Origin of the sequence: Vibrio sp. D401a (assembly GCF_030248515.1) — a bacterium.
Taxonomy (GTDB): domain Bacteria; phylum Pseudomonadota; class Gammaproteobacteria; order Enterobacterales; family Vibrionaceae; genus Vibrio; species Vibrio rotiferianus.
In genome coordinates this window covers 17,981-36,952 of record NZ_JAHGAI010000052.1, presented here as the reverse complement: position 1 = coordinate 36,952, position 18,972 = coordinate 17,981, and the positions used below count along the sequence as shown (strand labels likewise).

Below are 18,972 nucleotides of genomic sequence, written 5' to 3'. Positions count from 1 at the left end.
TATTATCAGTGATGTAGTGATTTCGAAATGAGTAAGATTGGCGAGTTTGCATTCTAGTATCCACTCTGTGAACAAAAAATGACTGCAAGAAGTGTGATTCGGTGCTAGAATCCATTTTTAACTAGCAATCAGACTTGGAAAGATGGGAAATAACGTAGTCGTTCTAGGCACCCAATGGGGTGACGAAGGTAAAGGTAAAATTGTAGACCTTTTAACTGAAGATGCAAAATACGTGGTACGCTACCAAGGCGGTCACAATGCAGGTCACACACTTGTAATTGACGGTGAAAAAACCGTTCTTCACTTAATTCCATCAGGTATCCTTCGCGATAACGTAAAATGCGTTATCGGTAACGGTGTTGTACTATCGCCTGAAGCTCTAATTAAAGAAATGAAACCTCTTGAAGAGCGCGGCATTCCAGTACGCGAACGTCTTTTCATTTCTGAAGCATGTCCTCTAATTCTTCCTTACCACGTTGCAATGGACCAAGCTCGCGAAATCGCTCGCGGTAAAAAAGCTATCGGTACTACTGGCCGTGGTATTGGTCCAGCATACGAAGATAAAGTTGCTCGTCGCGGTCTGCGCGTTGGCGATCTATTCGATATGGAATCTTTCGCTGAGAAACTAAAAGAAGTAATGGAATTCCATAACTTCCAACTAGTTAACTTCTACAAAGCTGAAGCAGTAAGCTACGAAGAAGTACTTGAGCAAGCGAAAGGTTACGCTGAACTACTAACTTCTATGGTTATCGACGTAACTGACGAACTAGACGCAGCACGTAAGCGCGGCGACAAGATCATGTTCGAAGGTGCACAAGGTACGCTACTTGATATCGACCACGGTACTTACCCGTACGTAACTTCTTCTAACACGACTGCTGGTGGTGTTGCTGCAGGTTCTGGTTTCGGTCCTCGTCACATCGGTTACATCCTTGGTATCGCGAAAGCTTACTGTACTCGTGTTGGTGCAGGTCCATTCCCGACTGAGCTATACGATGGTCTAGACAAGCAAGATCCAGTAGGTAAACACCTAGGTGAAGTGGGTCACGAGTTCGGTGCGACAACAGGTCGTCTACGCCGTACTGGTTGGTTCGATGCTGTTGCTATGCGTCGTGCAATCCAAATCAACTCTGTATCTGGTTTCTGTCTAACTAAACTAGACGTACTAGATGGTCTAGAAGAGCTAAAAATCTGTACTGGTTACAAGATGGAAGATGGTTCTACGCTAGAAGTTTCTCCGATGGCTGCTGAAGCATTTGAAAAAGCAACGCCTATCTACGAAACAATGCCTGGTTGGTCTGAGAACACATTCGGTGCGAAATCAATCGACGAGCTACCACAAGCTGCTCTAGATTACATCAAGCGCATTGAAGAGCTAACTGGCGTGCCAGTAGACATCATCTCAACAGGTCCTGACCGTAACGAAACCATCATTAAGGTTCACCCATTCGAAGCTTAATCGACACTCGTTAGAGATTTTTAAAAACCGGCTATGATGGCCGGTTTTTTTATATTTGTGAATTAGAACCGTAGGTGAAAAATCGTACTCGATATGGCAAGTTGTTGCCGTTAAGATTAGACAGGAGGCAAAATTTGCCTAAAGCTTAACTAACCTTTGCCGATAAGGTAATCAAGCAGAGGAGATCCTTGGCTGATCTTTGGTTTCTTAGATACCTTAAAGAGTACATATATGAAGTTACGAACAGTGGCTGCTTCACTGTTATTGATGCTGAGTGCAACATCGGCTAAGGCAAATGTTGCCGATGTAGGGGCGCCAGTTCCTATCTACACCGAAGCAGAATTGATTAAGCTTATTGAGCAGAATAAGCATTTAGAGCGCGTGCGCGCTGATAACTGCCAGCTAGTGGAAGATATCGTGGCACGTGCGACGCGCATTAATTTGCCGTCTTATGAATTCCTTTATGGCGATATGCTTGCGTGGGGCGTGTGTGTAGAGCAAGACGTAGAGCTTGGGCTTTACTACATGGAAAACGCAGCCCACCAAGGTTTACCTGCTGCGTTAGAGCAACTTGGCCGCTACTACTCTCGTGGAACTTTAGTCCAACAAGATAAAGAACGTGCGATCCCATACCTGCGTGAAGCCGCATCGATGGGCAACTTGAATGCGCGTATTCATCTTGCCGAACTATTACTGCGCGATTACGGTAGCCCGCTCGACTACGAAGATGCCTACCGTTGGTTGTATAACTCGGTGACTGCGGATAAGAGGCAACATAAGCGTATTGCGATGCTGAGAAATGGTCTTGAGCAACGTATGCCGCAAAACATTATTGCGCGAGCCAAGCGCCGCGACACCTTCTGGTAAATGTACTCTTAAAATACCAGTAACTTCATAAAGCTCTGCCAATAGATACAACAAAGCCCACATCATGTGGGCTTTGTTGTTTTTCCCGACGAGTAATCGTGAGTGATTAAACGACTTTGTGTGGACCGAAGCACTCGTAATGGAACTGCTCTTGCGCTACGCCAAGCTCAAGCAGTTGTTTCGCGACGTGCTGCATAAAGCCAACCGGGCCACAGAAGTAGACTTGTACGTTATCTTGCTTAAGAGCCGCTTCAATTTCATTTAAGTTGACGAAACCCGTGAAGTGGAAGTCTTCACCAATCTTATCTTCTGCTGTTGGTTGGTTATACCAAACCAATGAGTTCATGTTTTCTTTTGCATTCACGATTTGGTTTACGTGCTGTTTGAATGCGTGCTGTTGGCCGTTTTCTGCTGCGTGCACCCATGTTACTGGCGCTTGGTGCTCAGAAAGGCTCTCAAGCATCGATAGAGTCGGAGTTAGACCAACGCCCGCTGACACCAAAACAACTGGTGTAGCCGCGTCCACATCCATAAAGAAATCACCCGCAGGTGCAGCAAGTTGTACCTTATCGCCGATGTCCAACTCATCGTGAAGGAAGTTCGATACTTTACCGCCTTGTTCGCGTTTTACCGAGATACGGTAAGTATTCTCTTGAACCGCAGAGGATAGGCTGTATTGGCGAATCTCTTGGTTTTCGAACTTATCACTGTTGATGTAGATACCTAGGTATTGGCCTGGTTTGTACTCGGAAACCACTTCACCATCGGTTGGTTTGAAAACAAAGCTACAGATGTTTTCACTTTCAAGCTGCTTGCCCACCAACTCAAATTCGCGCAGCCCACGCCAGCCACCTTGAAGTGCGGCATTCTCTTGGTAGATTTGCTCTTCACGCTGAATGAACACGTTTGCAAGCACGCCGTAAGCTTCTGCCCATGCATCAATCACTTCCTGACCCGGAGAGAACAACTCATCGATAGTCGCCAGTAGGTGTGTACCAACGATTTGGTACTGATCTTTAGTGATCATAAAGCTGGTGTGCTTGTGGGCGATCTTCTCTACTGCACCAAGCAGTGCTGGTAGGTTATCGATGTTGGCTGCGTAAGCACAGATTGCATTAAATAGAGCTTCACGTTGGTCACCGTTACGCTGATTGCTCATGTTGAAAATGTCTTTCAACTCAGGGTTATGGGTGAACATACGATCATAAAAGTGTGCGGTTAACTTTGGACCAGTTTCTGCAAGCAGTGGTGCGGTTGCTTTTACGATATCAATGGTTTGGTTGGTGAGCATAATGGCTTCCTATTTAAAGTTGTATTTATAATGCATGTTTAAAGTTGTATCTCAAATGTATCTTTCGATCAAGAAAAGATTTACACTTTTGCTACTAGAGAGGATAGCAATATGCAGTTAACCAGCTTTACCGATTACGCGCTAAGAACCCTGATTTACTTGGCTTCACTGCCTAAAGATGAGCTGACAAATATTACTGAAGTGACTGATTTATTTGGTGTATCACGGAACCATATGGTGAAGGTGATCAATCGCCTTGGTCAGCTTGGCTATGTGCACACCGTTCGCGGGAAAAATGGCGGTATTCGTTTATTGAAGGCTCCAGAAGAGATTACCGTGGGGGGAGTCGTGCGCGATTTAGAGCCGTTAGATTTGGTGAATTGCTCCGTGGAATTTTGTCACATCACGCCAGCATGCCGCCTAAAAGAAAAGCTCGCCAAAGCGAAAATGGCTTTTCTTGCGGAATTGGATGGCTGCACGATTGAAGAACTATTGAGTGATAATTCGGAACTGCTAATCTTACTTGCTCGTCCATAGTGTTGTTTACGCCTTTAAAATCCTCTTACTAAGACTCTTTTTTAAAGCAATTTCTGTAGCTTATCGAGAGACTCGGATATACTAGCTCTATACCTTCCTTGCTAGATAGGCGTGCCTATGTCAGACAACATTCCAAACGATCCTTTCGCAGATCGTGAATCCAAAAATTACGAAAATCCAATCCCAAGCCGAGAGTTCATTCTTGAGTTTCTAGAAGAAGCGGGCGTACCGATGAATCGCAATGATTTGTTTGAAGCGCTAAAACTTGAAGGTGAAGAGCATTACGAAGGTTTACGCCGTCGACTGCGCGCAATGGAGCGTGATGGGCAGCTCGTATTTACGCGCCGTCAGTGTTACGCGTTGCCAGAAAAACTTGAGATGGTGAAAGGTTACGTAATTGGTCACAAAGATGGTCATGGTTGGGTTCGTCCAGAAGGCAGTGCCGGCAAGGATAATGACATTGTGCTGCCACATCACCAGATGAAACATATCATCCATGGTGACTACGTATTGGTGCAACCAACCGACAACAGTAAACGTGGTCGTCGTGAAGGGCGTCTTGTGCGCGTTTTAGAAGAGCGCAACACGCAGATTGTGGGTCGTTTCTTCCTTGAATACGGTTACTCATACGTTGTCCCTGATGACTCGCGCATCAGCCAAGACATCCTGATCCCAAATGAGCACAAAGCGGGTGCCCGTATGGGTAATGTGGTTGTGATTGAGATCACCGACCGCGGCTCTCGCTCACGTGGCATGATGGGTAAAGTGGTTGAAGTCCTTGGCGAAAACATGGCGCCAGGTATGGAAACGCAAATTGCAATCCGCACCCACCAGATTCCACACGACTGGCCAGAAGCGGTGGATAAGCAAATCGAAAATCTGGGCGAAGAAGTTCCAGAAGAAGCGAAAGTGGGTCGGGTCGACCTGCGTGACTTACCGTTGGTGACCATCGATGGTGAAGACGCTCGTGACTTCGATGACGCTGTGTACTGTGAGAAGAAAAAGAGCGGCGGTTGGCGCTTATGGGTAGCGATTGCTGACGTAAGTTACTATGTACGTACAGACACTGCGCTGGATAAAGAAGCCATCAACCGTGGTAACTCGGTGTACTTCCCATCGCAAGTTGTTCCAATGCTACCTGAAGTGCTATCAAATGGTTTGTGTTCACTTAACCCGCAAGTTGATCGCTTGTGTATGGTATGTGAGATGACCATCTCTGACACCGGTAAGCTGTCAGGTTACAAGCACTACGAAGCCGTGATGAACTCGCACGCTCGTCTGACTTACAACAAAGTGGGCGCGATTCTAGAAGGGGATGAAGAACTACGCATGCGTTATCACGCTGTCGTTCCTCACCTTGAAGAGCTGCACGCGATGTACAAAGTACTTAAAGAAGCGCGTGATAACCGTGGTGCGATAGAATTTGAAACCGTTGAAGCTAAGTTCATCTTCAACGCAGATCGTAAGATTGAAAGCATCGAGCCGGTGGTTCGTAACGACGCACACAAGATCATCGAAGAATGTATGATCTTAGCGAACATCGCTTCAGCGTCTTACGTTGAGAAAGCGAAAGAGCCAGCGTTGTACCGTGTTCACGAATCTCCGGGTGAACTGCGCCTGCAAGGTTTCCGTGACTTCCTCAGTGAGCTAGGTCTGGATCTGAAAGGTGGTCTAGAGCCATCACCAACCGACTACGCAGACTTAGTAAAACAAATCGCAGAACGTCAGGACAAAGAACTGATTCAAACCATGCTGCTGCGCTCAATGAAGCAAGCGGTCTACAACGCAGACAATGCCGGTCACTTTGGTCTAGCGCTGAAACGTTACGCGCACTTCACGTCGCCAATTCGCCGCTACCCTGACTTGCTGCTTCACCGCGCAATCAAATATCTGATTGCTAAAGAAGAAGGTCGTAACCAAGATCGTTGGACGCCAACTGGTGGTTACCACTACTCGTTTGACGACATGGATTTCTATGGTGAGCAGTGTTCGATGACAGAGCGCCGTGCAGACGACGCAACTCGTGAAGTGGCTGATTGGTTGAAGTGTGAATACATGCAAGACCACGTTGGCGACGAGTTGGATGGTGTTATTGCCAACGTGACCAGCTTTGGTTTCTTTGTTCGTCTGACTGAGCTGCATATTGATGGTTTGGTGCACATTTCAACACTAGCGAACGACTACTACCAATTTGATCCGATTGGTCAAAGACTTATCGGTGAAAGCTTCGGTAACATCTATCGCCTAGGCGATGCGGTGAAAGTGAAAGTGCTTGCGGTTAACTTAAATGACAAGCAAATTGACTTTGAATTAATCGAAACAAGCCGTAAGCTACGCGGCAAAGGTAAGACTGCGAAGAAACGCGCAGCGGATGCCAAGCGCAAAGCGAAAGAGAAAAAACGTGCAGCAACGAAAGGCGGCACGCGTGCGATACCTGCGATTGAGCCCACTAAGCGACCAGAGCCTGCAGAAGCAGATAAGCCTCGTAAAGGTGGAGCGAAACGAGGCGACACTGAAGGCGTGAAAAAGCCAAAGAAAGCACGTAAGAAAAAGCCACACAGTAAGTCGAAGAAGAGCAAGCGTACCAACAGCTACGCTCAGTAGGCTGAATCGCCAATCTATTCTGGATACAGAGAGGTAGGTTGGCGTAGGCAATACGACCAGAACAACAGGTTAAATAATGAGTAACGAATTTATCTACGGCATTCACGCAGTGAAAGCGGTATTGGAACGTGAACCAGAACGTTTTATCGAAGCATACGTCCTAAAAGGCCGTCAAGACGATCGCCTAATGCCAATCTTGAATGATCTTCAGGTCTGTGGTGTTTCGATTCAACAAATGACACGTAAAACTTTAGATGACAAAGCGCATGGTGCTAATCACCAAGGCATCATTGCTCGTGTTAAAGCTGCGAAACAGCTTAATGAAAATGACATTGATGGCATCCTAGCGCAGCACGAATCACCGCTACTATTGGTGTTGGATGGCGTGACGGATCCGCATAACTTAGGTGCTTGTCTACGTAATGCAGACGCAGCTGGCGTAGCGGCGATCATCGTACCGAAAGATCGTTCTGCACCGATGAACGCAACCGTAAGCAAAGTGGCTTGTGGTGCAGCTGAAGTCGTGCCATTGATCCGAGTGACTAACTTGGCTCGTACTATGCGTACACTGCAAGAGCAAGGTATCTGGTTTGTTGGTACGGCGGGCGAAGCAACGCACGACATCTACCAAGCAAAACTGACTGGTCCTCTTGCTATTGTTATGGGGGCAGAAGGTGACGGCATGCGTCGTCTGACTCGCGAAACCTGTGATGATTTGATTAAGATCCCAATGGCAGGTAGCGTTTCAAGCTTGAACGTATCTGTGGCATCTGGCATCTGTTTGTTTGAAGCGGTTCGTCAGCGTATTGCTGCAAAGTAATTGCTAGACAAATTTCTAATAAACAAATAGTTACTGCAAAGTCAGACATAATGATAAAAACAAAGGATGGGGTGCCATCCTTTGTCGTTTTCACCGATTTATAAATAAAAATCTTCAGGGAAGTTATGACTCAACAAGACATTAAATTCATCGCCTTTGACCTTGATGGTACGTTGCTTGATAGCGTGCCAGATCTCGCAGTAGCCGCTGACCAAGCGGTACAAGCGCTTGGCTTTCCGCCTGTTTCAGAAGAGCAGGTTCGTGACTACGTCGGTAACGGTGCAGACGTGTTGATCGGTCGTTCATTAAGCCAAAGCCTGACCATCAATCCAGAGCTGAGCGAAGAGCTTCGTGCTAAAGCGCGTGTACTGTTTGATGATTATTATGAGCAAAGCGGTCATAAGCTAAGCCACCTTTACCCAACGGTAAAAGAGACACTAGCAGAACTACATAAAGCGGGCTTTGTTATGGCGTTGGTGACTAACAAACCTTCAAAGTTTGTGCCTGACGTTTTGGAAAAGCACGACATCGCAAAATACTTTGTTGATGTTCTTGGCGGTGATGCATTTCCAGAGAAAAAACCAAACCCAGTCGCACTGAACTGGTTGATGGAAAAACACCAAATTCAGCCAAGTGAAATGCTGATGGTCGGCGATTCGAAAAACGATATCTTGGCGGCGAAGAATGCAGGTTGTGCCTCATTTGGCTTAACTTACGGCTATAACCACGGCGAGCCAATTTCGGCGTCAAACCCAGACTTCGTCGCTGACAGTTTGGCAGAATTATTGGATGTCGTAGCGGTTTCTGCATAACGGCTACAAAAGAGCTTCCAAAATACTCGTTAATGAGTACACTGAGTAAACCGTGCACCTATTACTGCACGGTTTTTTTCATTTAATTAGATTAAGAAGTCAAAGGAATCATTCTAATGAGCAAACCCATTGTATTGAGTGGTGTTCAACCTTCAGGTGAACTAAGTATCGGTAACTACTTGGGTGCTCTACGTCAATGGCAGCAGATGCAAGACGATTATGATTGCCAATACTGTGTGGTAGACCTTCACGCGATTACGGTTCGTCAGGACCCTAAAGCGCTGCATGAAGCGACTCTAGATGCACTGGCGATCTGTCTGGCAGTTGGTGTTGACCCGAAGAAGAGCACGCTATTTGTTCAGTCACACGTACCAGAGCATGCTCAACTTGGTTGGCTTCTTAACTGTTACACCCAAATGGGTGAACTGGGTCGTATGACGCAGTTTAAAGACAAATCTGCACGTTACTCAAACGACAGCTCAAGCCAGTTTGGTGATGTAAACGTGGGTCTGTTTGACTACCCAGTACTGATGGCGGCAGACATCCTGCTTTACGGCGCGCACCAAGTGCCTGTAGGTAGCGACCAGAAGCAACACCTAGAACTAGCGCGTGATATTGCTAACCGCTTTAACAACATCTACTCACCAGAGCAGCCAATCTTCCAAGTGCCAGAGCCTTACATTCCGACGGTAAATGCGCGTGTAATGAGCCTTCAAGACGCAACCAAGAAGATGTCAAAATCTGATGACAACCGTAAGAACGTTATCACGCTGTTGGAAGAGCCTAAGTCGATCATTAAGAAGATCAACAAAGCGCAAACCGACACAGAAACGCCACCGCGTATCGCTCACGATTGGGACAACAAGGCAGGTATCTCTAACCTAATGGGTCTGTACTCTGCAGCAACAGGTATGAGCTTTGAAGAGATTGAAGCGAAATACCAAGGCGTTGAAATGTACGGTCCATTCAAGAAAGACGTTGGTGAAGCTCTAGTTACTATGCTTGAGCCTATTCAAGCTGAATACCACCGTATCCGTGCTGACCGCGCTTACATGAACGAAGTGATGAAGCAAGGCGCTGAGAAAGCATCGGCACGCGCGGCTGAAACGTTGAAGAAAGCGTACGAAGCAGTAGGTTTTGTTGCTCGCCCATAGGCAAAACTCGAATATAAGAAAGCTCCACCTTTGGTGGAGCTTTTTTTATGTCTGTTTACTAATGAGCAGAAATAAACCTGTCTTTAGTTTTAAAGTAATGAGCTTTTAATCTTAATTATCCATATAACATGCTAGAGAAACCAAAACTGAGCAACAACTCTAACTTTTGTTTTTAACCTCTTTAGTTATTGTATTTGTTACAAAAACTGTTTAAAGGATCTGCCCTGGCATAATTTCGACTATCCGCTTGTGACATATTTCACGGCTTTTGCTGGTATTTCTTATTTATTTCATAAATAAACCTGATAGTAGGCACAAATGGTGGGCTCTGCTCAGGGCTTAGTTTGCATTTAAATTAATATCAGGTACGACAATGGATACGTTAATCAAACCCTCTTTACTTGCACTGACGATTGCCAGCGCACTTAGTGCCAACGCTAATGCTGAAATTATTCTTTCCCAGTATGTTGAAGGCGGTTCATACAATAAAGCCGTTGAAATCGCGAACACGGGCGATGCGGCGGTAACGCTAACAGGCTATGAACTGGCAAAATCATCAAACGGTGGTGGTACTTGGGGCAGCACAATCGACCTAAGCCAAGTGACGCTACAAGCTAACCAAGTGTATGTACTGGCTCATGGTGATGCGAGCGATGCAATCAAAGCGGTAGCGGATATCACTGATAAAAGCGTGGCGAACTTTAACGGTGACGACCCGATCGCGCTGCTTAAAAATGGTGAAGTGCACGACATCATCGGTGTGATGGGTGACGTAGATTTTGGTAAAGACACCACATTGGTTCGTAACAGTGATGCGCTAACCCCTTCTGCTACTTATGATGCATCACAATGGACGGCGTTCGAGAAAGACAATATTGATGGCCTTGGTGAGCTAAACGCGACTGAGCCACCGGCACCATTCGCTTGTGAAGTAGACGGTCAACAACCGAGCTTTACTGCTATCCAAGATATTCAAGGTGAAGGTTCGACGTCTCCATTTATTGATGGCTACCCGTACATCACAGAAGAAGACCACTTTGTTACTGGTGTCGTCACGGCAGTAACAACAGGCTTGACCAAAGGCTTCTACCTACAAGCGCTAGAGAACGACAACAACGATAAGACCTCGGAAGGCTTATTTATCCATACTGATGCTGCTGATACTAACCTAAAAGCAGGCGATGTTGTTTGTGTGAAGGGTAAGGTTCAAGAGTACTACAGCAATACTCAGCTTGCTTCTGATGCCAATAGCTATGTGAAGACGGGTACTTCGGATATCGATCTTGTTACCGATCTCATCATCAAAGAAGGCGAGACTCTACGTGACGCGCTAGAGCGTCATGAAGGCATGCAAGTTGAGTTGAAATCAGCGAGCGACTTGTTCGTGACTCGTAACTTCTCTTACGACTATGATTCACGTCGTAACAACATGATGCTTTCGCATGAAGCGCCTCTATTTAAACCGACTCAACTGCATGCTGCAGAAAGTGATGCAGCGGTTGAACTTGCAAAAGACAACGCTGCAAACCGCGTATACCTAGAATCTGATGGTAAAGCGCCAAGCGGTCAAATCCCTTACTACCCAGATTTTGCTAAAGATGCAGACCAAGATGGCTCTTCTGAGCAGCATATTCGCCTTGGTTCGCGAGTAGAAGGTATACAGGGCGTGGTAGCTTATAGCTACAATGAATACCGCCTGATTGCGACTAATGAAGTCGATAACACCAACTTCGTCACTTCAGGTGAAGGTTTCGACGTGGCTCGTAAAGATGCCCCTGCGATTGCGGATTCAGACTTGCGTATTGCAAGCTTCAACGTACTGAACTACTTCACGTCGGTAGCTGATAGTGGTCATGAAAACCCAACTGGACAAAACCGTGGTGCGACTAACCTAGACGAGTTCCTGATCCAACAAGCGAAAATCGTTGCGGCGATGAACAAGATGGACGCGGACATCATTGGTTTGATGGAAGTCGAGAACAACGGCTTTGGTGATAGCAGTGCTGTGAAGAACTTGGTGGATGCATTGAATGCTGAAATCGAAGATACAGAAGACCATTACACTTACGTTGAAATCGCGGATCAAGATAAATACCAAGACGAGTACTTTGGTAGTGATGCGATCATGGTGGCGATCCTATACCGTGCTAACGCGGTGACGCCAAAAGAAGCGGCGAAAGTGATTGTGACGCCAGAGCAACACATCGAAGAAAACACTATTACGCGTAATGACGGTGCAGAAGGCAACCCTGCTTACGACAAGTACCAGCGTCATAGCTTGCTACAAACCTTCACGGTGAAAGAGACAGGTAAAGATCTATCTGTTGTTGTTAACCACTTCAAATCGAAAGGTTCTGAATGTATTGAAGAGTGGATCGCAGGCGTAGAAGACTCTGAGCCAGCGGATCTGCAAGGTAACTGTAACAACTTCCGTGTTTCTGCTGCTAACGTTGTGGGTGACGCTCTGAAAGGCATTGAAGGTGACGTGCTAGTGATGGGTGACCTGAACGCGTACGGCATGGAAGATCCTCTGCTTACACTGACTGATTACTCGAAAGAGAAATACGGCCGTGATATCTACACTGCAGCTTACACAACCATTGGTGGTGGTGAACTTCAAGTAGAGAAGACCAAAATTGAAAAAGGCTACGGTTACCACAACCTGAATACCGTGCTGCATGGTGCTGATACTTTCTCATACACTTACTCAGGTGAGCTAGGTAACCTAGACCACGCATTAGCAAGCAACAGCTTGGCGCAAAAAGTGGTGGCGATTGAAGACTGGCACATCAACTCACTAGAAAGTAACTTGTTTGAATACAGCAGCAAGTACACAGGTGATATGCCGAAGTACAAAGATGCATTCTCAGCGTCTGACCATGATCCAGTGATCATCGCGATTGATTTCCCAGATACGGACATCACACTACCAAGTTCAGGTGACAACCTGGCTGTAGAAGTACGTCTGCCGCCAAACGCAGTGGTGGGTGATATCGTGACGGTAAGTCTAACGAAAGCAGCTCAAGCAGCATCATCAACGTCAGGTTATGGTGGCTACACAGCAAGTTCAACTCTGACGCAAACAGACATTGATGCTCGCAGTGCAAATGTGGAATTCGATCAAGCACCGGCAGAAGGTCAGTACGTTCTAGAAGAGAAAGTGACAGACTCTACGGGTAACACGGTCAAGTTCAGCGATTCTCGTGATGTTACGCTAGAGCCATCGAGCACGAACCCATCAGAAGATGATGATGGCGGTTCATTTGGCTTCGGTGCGCTACTTGCCCTGCTAGGTCTAGGTTTATTCCGTCGTCGCTAAGCGGATTTATTTCCTGACAAACGGTTCCTAAATAGCTGTAAAGACCAAAGGCCAGCCTATGCTGGCCTTTTTATTCAGCAAAAACTTGCCTTTCTTGCTTGGTATAGCAAAATACCGCCCTTGATTGTCACGAACGTGGCGATTCACTACGTAAGCATTGCCAAAACGGATTGGAGCAACCGACCTTTTATGTTGTTGATCATCGATAACTACGACTCTTTTACCTACAACCTTTACCAATACTTCTGCGAACTTGGTGCAGACGTAAAGGTGGTGCGTAACGATGAAATCGACATCCAAGGCATTGAAGCACTCAACCCAACCCATTTGGTGATCTCTCCAGGGCCATGCACCCCCAACGAAGCGGGTATCTCTCTACAAGCTATTGAACACTTTGCTGGTAAGTTGCCTATTTTAGGTGTTTGTCTTGGCCATCAGGCGATTGCGCAGGTGTTTGGAGGGGAAGTGGTACGTGCTCGACAAGTGATGCACGGCAAGACATCACCAATTCGTCACAACGGTCGCAGTGTGTTTAAAAACCTCAACAATCCACTGACGGTAACCCGCTACCACTCTCTCGTGGTGAAAAACGGCACATTACCTGATGTGTTTGAATTGACCGCTTGGACTGAACTGCCTGACGGAGCCATGGACGAAATCATGGGTTATCAGCATAAAACGCTGCCAATTGATGCGGTACAGTTTCACCCTGAGTCGATTAAGACAGAACAAGGTCATGAGCTACTTGCGAACTTTCTAGCGCGCTAAATGATCTGATCGTGATCACTTTTCTTAACAAATTCTTCATATTTTTCGCCTTGGAATGGGAATGCAAAACTATGCGTTCTGCTAATTAGGCGAGTCCTATTCATTTTTCTCATTTCTTTCTGAACCTTGCCATGCATGGTTTTTATAAAAAATTGCTTCTCTATTTGCGTTTCTTGGTGCATAAATAAGCATAGATAGTGAGTATGAGGTGCTGCGCTGGTATGCGAAAAGAATAAATCACTATTGAAATGGTTAATCAAATGTAAATACAATGCCGTAATAGCTTAAATGCAAAACATTATTTGCTGGCAAAGAGTGCCGGTTAAATTCGCTTATCTGCTAGGCATGCGGTATCAATAAGGAATGTGCAATGACAACGGAAAACAAAGTAGAGCGCGGTTTATTCGATGAGGTAATGGTACCTTGCTATAACCCGATGGAAATGATCCCTGTAAAAGGTGAAGGTTCACGCATTTGGGATCAGAACGGAAATGAATACATCGACTTTGCTGGTGGTATTGCGGTGAGCTGTCTTGGCCATTGTCACCCAGTTATGGTGAACGCATTGACTGAGCAAGGTAGCAAGCTTTGGCACCTAAGTAATGTTATGACTAATGAGCCTGCACTGCGATTGGCGAAGAAGCTAACAGAAGTCAGCTTTGCTGAGCGCGTGTTCTTCGCTAACTCTGGCGCGGAAGCAAACGAAGCGGCACTAAAGCTAGCTCGTCGTTACGCAGCAGACGTTCATGGTACTGAGAAATCTGAAATCATCGCATTCAAACAAGGTTTCCATGGTCGTACTTTCTTCACGGTAACAGTAGGCGGTCAAGCGGCTTACTCAGACGGTTTCGGTCCTAAGCCGGGCGATGTGACACACCTTCCTTACAACGATATCGAAGCACTACAAGCACACATGTCTGAGCGCACTTGTGCGGTAATGATGGAGCCTCTACAAGGTGAGGGTGGCATCATTCCACCAACACCTGAATTCGCTCAAGCGGTTCGCGAGCTGTGTGACAAGCACAACGCACTGTTGATCTTCGATGAAGTGCAAACTGGTAACGGTCGTACGGGTCACTTCTATGCATACCAAGGTCTAGGCATCACGCCAGACATTCTAAGCACAGCGAAATCACTGGGTGGTGGTTTCCCTATCGGTGCCATGCTAACGACGGCAAAACTGGCTGAGCACATGAAAGTGGGCACGCACGGTTCAACTTACGGTGGTAACCCACTAGCGTGTGCAGTTGCAGAAGCCGTTGTTGAAGAAGTGACAAAACCAGAAGTACTGGCTGGCGTATTAGAACGTGAAGCGATGTTCCGTGAAGGTCTGGAGAAGATTAACGCGAAATACAACATCTTCTCTGAGGTGCGCGGTAAAGGTCTACTGCTTGGTGCAGCACTTAATGAAGAGTGGCAAGGTCGTGCGCGTGACGTACTGGTTGCTGCAGGTAAACAAGGTCTCATGGTATTGGTTGCGGGTGCCAATGTCGTACGTTTCACACCATCACTCGTTATCACACAACAAGAAATCGAAGAAGGTTTGGCGAAGCTAGATAAAGCGATCGCAACGCTGGTTTAAGCGCGATCTCCGCTTATCGTCAACCTAGACACCCCCATCAAGGATCTCTGATGGGGGTATTGTTCCTACAATATAGTTAGGATCTTCTTGCATCTGGAGGGAGTATTGATGCTAGTAGTTCGCCCTATCGCAATGTCGGATTATGACGCGCTGCACACCTGTGCGGTTGAGTCAGGTCATGGATTTACATCTCTACCGGTTAACGAAGAACTGTTAACCAATCGAATCAAGCACTCAGAATACAGTTTTGGCAAACCTGACGTGAACGAAGCCGGTGATGAAGGCTACCTAATGGTGGGCTTTGAATCTGAAACTGGTGAAGTCGCAGGTACCACAGGTATTGAAGCTTCGATCGGCTGGGATGTGCCTTTTTATTCTTACCACATCAGCAAAGTGGTGCACTCGTCACCAAAGCTTGGCGTAAACAACGTGGTGAAGCTGCTGACGTTTGGTAACAACTACACGGGTAACAGCGAAATCTGTACCTTGTTTCTACGCGAAAAATTCCGTGGTGGCTTGAACGGACGTCTGATGTCCAAGTGTCGTTTCTTAATGATGGCAGAGCACCCAGAGCGTTTCTCGGAAACCATCTTTGCTGAAATGCGTGGCGTATCAGACGAGAACGGTAACTCGCCATTCTGGCAGTGGCTTCAAGAGCATTTCTTCTCTATCGATTTTACGCTTGCGGATTACCTAACTGGTATCGGCAAGAAAGGCTTTATCGCCGACTTGATGCCGAAGTTGCCAATCTATATCAACCTACTGAGCCCAGAAGCGCAAGCTGTAATTGGTAAAGTACACGATAACACGCGTCCAGCATTGAAGCTGCTTGAGCGTGAAGGCTTTACCAACCGTGGATACGTCGACATTTTCGATGGTGGTCCAACGGTGGAGTGTGACTTACGTAATATCGAATCGGTACGCCACTCATTCCGCGCGCAAGTCAAAATCTCTGAGCATATCAGCACACAAGACTTCTTGATGTGTAACTCGTCATTCGAGAACTTCCGCGCTGCGGCAGCGAAAGCGGCGTATGACGCAGAAACGCAAAGCGTAGTGCTAGCCCCAGAACTGGCGGATGCACTCTTGGTTGAGGAAGGGGATTTTGTTCGCCTTCTTCCGCAGTAACTGACGACAGAATTTAAGGATAGAAACAATGACACATTGGATTGCAGGTGAATGGGTACAAGGTCAGGGTGAAGCATTTACGTCTCTGTCACCGTACAACCAAGAAGTGATCTGGCAAGGCAACGGCGCAACAGCAGAGCAGGTTAACCAAGCGGTGTCTGCAGCGCGTGAAGCGTTTGTTGATTGGAAGAAGCGCCCATTTGCAGAGCGTGAGGCGATCGTGTTGGCTTTTGCTGAGAAAGTAAAAGAGAACAGCGAAAAAATCGCCGAAGTGATTGCCAAAGAAACGGGCAAACCAATCTGGGAAACACGCACCGAAGCTGCAGCGATGGCAGGTAAAATTGCGATTTCTATTCGTGCTTACCACGACCGTACTGGCGAAGCGACACGTGAAGCCGCAGGCAACCAAATTGTATTGCGTCATCGCCCACTAGGTGTGATGGCGGTGTTTGGTCCTTATAACTTCCCAGGTCACCTGCCAAATGGTCACATCGTGCCAGCACTACTGGCTGGTAACACCGTAGTCTTCAAACCGTCTGAGCAAACGCCATGGACGGGTGAACTCGCTATGAAGCTGTGGGAAGAGGTAGGTCTACCAAAAGGTGTGATTAACCTAGTCCAAGGCGCGAAAGAAACTGGTATTGCGCTGGCGGATGCGAAAGGCATTGATGGCGTGCTGTTCACTGGTAGTGCAAACACAGGTCATGTTCTCCATCGTCAGTTTGCTGGTCAGCCGGGCAAAATGCTGGCGCTTGAAATGGGTGGCAACAACCCGATGGTTATCTCGGATAACTACGGCGACCTAGACGCAACGGTCTACACCATTATTCAATCTGCCTTCATCAGTGCAGGACAACGCTGTACTTGTGCTCGTCGTCTATACATTCCATTTGGCGACAAGGGTGATGCAGTCATTACTAAGCTGGTGGAAGCGACACTCAATATTCGCGTAGACCAACCATTTGCAGAGCCTGCGCCTTTCATGGGACCGCAAATTTCGCTAGCGGCGGCCAAGTTCATTCTCGATGCACAAGCGAACTTGCAATCACTGGGTGGTGAAAGCTTGATTGAAGCGAAAGCAGGCGAAGCGGCGTTTGTTTCTCCAGGCATCATCGATGTGACGAACATCTCCGACTTGCCAGATGAAGAGTACTTCGGTCCACTTCTGCAAGTGGTGCGCTACGAAGGGCTAGAGAAAGCTGTAGAGCTGGCAAACGATACGCGCTTTGGTCTATCTGCGGGCCTAGTTTCGACCGACGACCAAGAGTGGGAATACTTCGTGGACCACATTCGCGCAGGCATCGTGAACCGTAACCGCCAGCTAACAGGCGCAAGTGGTGATGCACCATTTGGTGGTCCGGGGGCGTCGGGTAACCTACGTCCAAGTGCTTACTACGCAGCAGACTACTGTGCGTACCCAATGGCATCAATGGAAGGACAAGAGACGGTCTTACCTGCCACATTGAGCCCGGGTGTAAGCCTGTAATAGAGAAACACGAAGTGGTGACAAAGTATCGCCGCTTCTCTCTGCCGGAGCTATTTACCAAGTTAGGATTCTGGTAAGCGCGCTGGCAAACGCCAAAGGCGAGCTTAAGACTCTCCAGAGCGTGTTGACTGACTGGCACTTATGCCATACATACCGTCACAGGTTGATGGCCGCTCGTTCGTGATTCTGGACAGCTTTAGGGCTGTGAACGAGCGGTCAACTTCCTCTTACCCCTAACTCTACATTTCATAACAAGGAGTCGTTATGACGCCCGATGTGTTATTTGAATCGCTATGGCAAGACTACATTCAACGTCTTTGCCCTTCCGCTGCTAAAGTCCATCAACTTCTTCAAGAAGATGAGCCTCTGATTAATGACCATATTGCGCTACGTACGTTTAATGTCGCTCCCCTAGGCATTGAAACGTTAGCAAAGCCATTCCTAGCGGTGGGTTATAAAGCCTGTGGTGACTACGTATTTGAAAGCAAAAAGCTGGTGGCAAAACATTTTGAGCACCCAGATCCGAAACAGCCAAAAGTCTTCATCAGTGAATTGAAAGTGGATGAGTGCTCACCAGAGCTACAAGCCATTGTTCATAAACTGGTAGAGCAGGTTGATGCTTCTAAACTGACAGGCAGTGACTTCTTGTACGGCGGACGTTTGTGGGACCTTAGTTATGCTGACTTCCAAACTTTGGCGAAAGAGAGTGAATACGCTTCTTGGCTTGCTGCGCACGGTTACGGAGCAAACCACTTCACAGTGAGTGTGAATCAACTCAATCAGCATGAAGAAGTAAAGCAAGTGAACGACCACCTGCGCACCGTAGGCTTTACCATCAACGAGAATGGCGGTGAAGTAAAAGGCACGCCAGAGGTACTACTAGAGCAATCGTCGACCATGGCAGACAAAGTGCCAGTGACCTTTACTGAAGGCGTTGAGGTGATTCCTGGAGGCTTCTACGAGTTTGCTAAGCGCTACCCAATGGATAACGGTGAGTTGTACCCAGGATTTGTGGCAGCATCGGCAGATAAGATCTTCGAGAGTACCAACGGTTAATAGATATGAGGCGAGAGGGCTTCATCTCAAAGGATGAAGTCCGTTGTGAAGTGCAATGCTCTCGACTCTCAATGTCTAACTCCCAAAAA

General features: G+C 47.1%; 14 protein-coding genes. 13 read left to right on the top strand and 1 reads right to left on the bottom strand.

From position 1 onward, the window contains the following. Positions 1 to 142 precede the first annotated feature (142 nt). Both KIV41_RS21735 and KIV41_RS21730 read left to right on the top strand, forming a co-directional pair. Complete coding sequence (locus KIV41_RS21735) at positions 143 to 1,459, top strand: adenylosuccinate synthase (RefSeq protein ID WP_010443999.1); 1,317 nt, start codon at positions 143 to 145, stop codon at positions 1,457 to 1,459. A 231-nt stretch (positions 1,460 to 1,690) separates the two neighbouring features. Further along, entirely contained in the window at positions 1,691 to 2,326 is a 636-nt protein-coding gene (locus tag KIV41_RS21730; protein WP_038884079.1) for a tetratricopeptide repeat protein, read from the top strand. 106 nt (positions 2,327 to 2,432) lie between these two features. Here the strand turns inward: KIV41_RS21730 and hmpA are convergent, their stop codons facing one another. Next, positions 2,433 to 3,617, bottom strand: a complete 1,185-nt coding sequence (gene hmpA, locus KIV41_RS21725; RefSeq protein WP_285337685.1) for an NO-inducible flavohemoprotein — start codon at positions 3,615 to 3,617, stop codon at positions 2,433 to 2,435. A 111-nt stretch (positions 3,618 to 3,728) separates the two neighbouring features. Here hmpA and nsrR point away from each other — a divergent pair, with 111 nt between their 5' ends. The 11 genes from nsrR to KIV41_RS21670 all read left to right on the top strand — a co-directional run bounded on the left by nsrR (position 3,729) and on the right by KIV41_RS21670 (position 18,883). Further along, positions 3,729 to 4,154, top strand: coding sequence for a nitric oxide-sensing transcriptional repressor NsrR (gene nsrR / locus KIV41_RS21720; protein WP_010443993.1), 426 nt, complete (start codon positions 3,729 to 3,731; stop codon positions 4,152 to 4,154). A 117-nt stretch (positions 4,155 to 4,271) separates the two neighbouring features. Then, positions 4,272 to 6,758: a ribonuclease R gene (rnr, locus tag KIV41_RS21715; RefSeq protein WP_285337684.1), complete on the top strand. Its 2,487-nt coding sequence runs from the start codon at positions 4,272 to 4,274 to the stop codon at positions 6,756 to 6,758. Positions 6,759 to 6,834: 76 nt separating this feature from the next. Then, positions 6,835 to 7,578, top strand: coding sequence for a 23S rRNA (guanosine(2251)-2'-O)-methyltransferase RlmB (gene rlmB / locus KIV41_RS21710; protein ID WP_005438340.1), 744 nt, complete (start codon positions 6,835 to 6,837; stop codon positions 7,576 to 7,578). A 125-nt stretch (positions 7,579 to 7,703) separates the two neighbouring features. Then, the gene (locus tag KIV41_RS21705; RefSeq protein WP_252041270.1) at positions 7,704 to 8,390 is read left to right on the top strand and encodes a phosphoglycolate phosphatase; all 687 of its coding nucleotides are present in this window, start codon (positions 7,704 to 7,706) and stop codon (positions 8,388 to 8,390) included. A gap of 116 nt (positions 8,391 to 8,506) precedes the next feature. Beyond that, the gene (trpS, locus tag KIV41_RS21700) at positions 8,507 to 9,544 is read left to right on the top strand and encodes a tryptophan--tRNA ligase (protein WP_005432761.1); all 1,038 of its coding nucleotides are present in this window, start codon (positions 8,507 to 8,509) and stop codon (positions 9,542 to 9,544) included. Positions 9,545 to 9,917: 373 nt separating this feature from the next. Further along, the gene (locus tag KIV41_RS21695) at positions 9,918 to 12,863 is read left to right on the top strand and encodes an ExeM/NucH family extracellular endonuclease (RefSeq protein WP_285337683.1); all 2,946 of its coding nucleotides are present in this window, start codon (positions 9,918 to 9,920) and stop codon (positions 12,861 to 12,863) included. 189 nt (positions 12,864 to 13,052) lie between these two features. Continuing rightward, entirely contained in the window at positions 13,053 to 13,631 is a 579-nt protein-coding gene (locus KIV41_RS21690; RefSeq protein WP_071236483.1) for an aminodeoxychorismate/anthranilate synthase component II, read from the top strand. Positions 13,632 to 14,001: 370 nt separating this feature from the next. After that, complete coding sequence (locus tag KIV41_RS21685) at positions 14,002 to 15,213, top strand: aspartate aminotransferase family protein (protein ID WP_285337682.1); 1,212 nt, start codon at positions 14,002 to 14,004, stop codon at positions 15,211 to 15,213. A 108-nt stretch (positions 15,214 to 15,321) separates the two neighbouring features. After that, complete coding sequence (astA, locus tag KIV41_RS21680) at positions 15,322 to 16,341, top strand: arginine N-succinyltransferase (RefSeq protein ID WP_285337681.1); 1,020 nt, start codon at positions 15,322 to 15,324, stop codon at positions 16,339 to 16,341. A 28-nt stretch (positions 16,342 to 16,369) separates the two neighbouring features. Then, on the top strand, positions 16,370 to 17,827 hold the full coding sequence (gene astD / locus KIV41_RS21675) for a succinylglutamate-semialdehyde dehydrogenase (protein ID WP_199455535.1): 1,458 nt from the start codon (positions 16,370 to 16,372) through the stop codon (positions 17,825 to 17,827). Positions 17,828 to 18,091: 264 nt separating this feature from the next. After that, entirely contained in the window at positions 18,092 to 18,883 is a 792-nt protein-coding gene (locus tag KIV41_RS21670) for a DUF1338 domain-containing protein (RefSeq protein ID WP_038892627.1), read from the top strand. Positions 18,884 to 18,972: the final 89 nt, after the last annotated feature.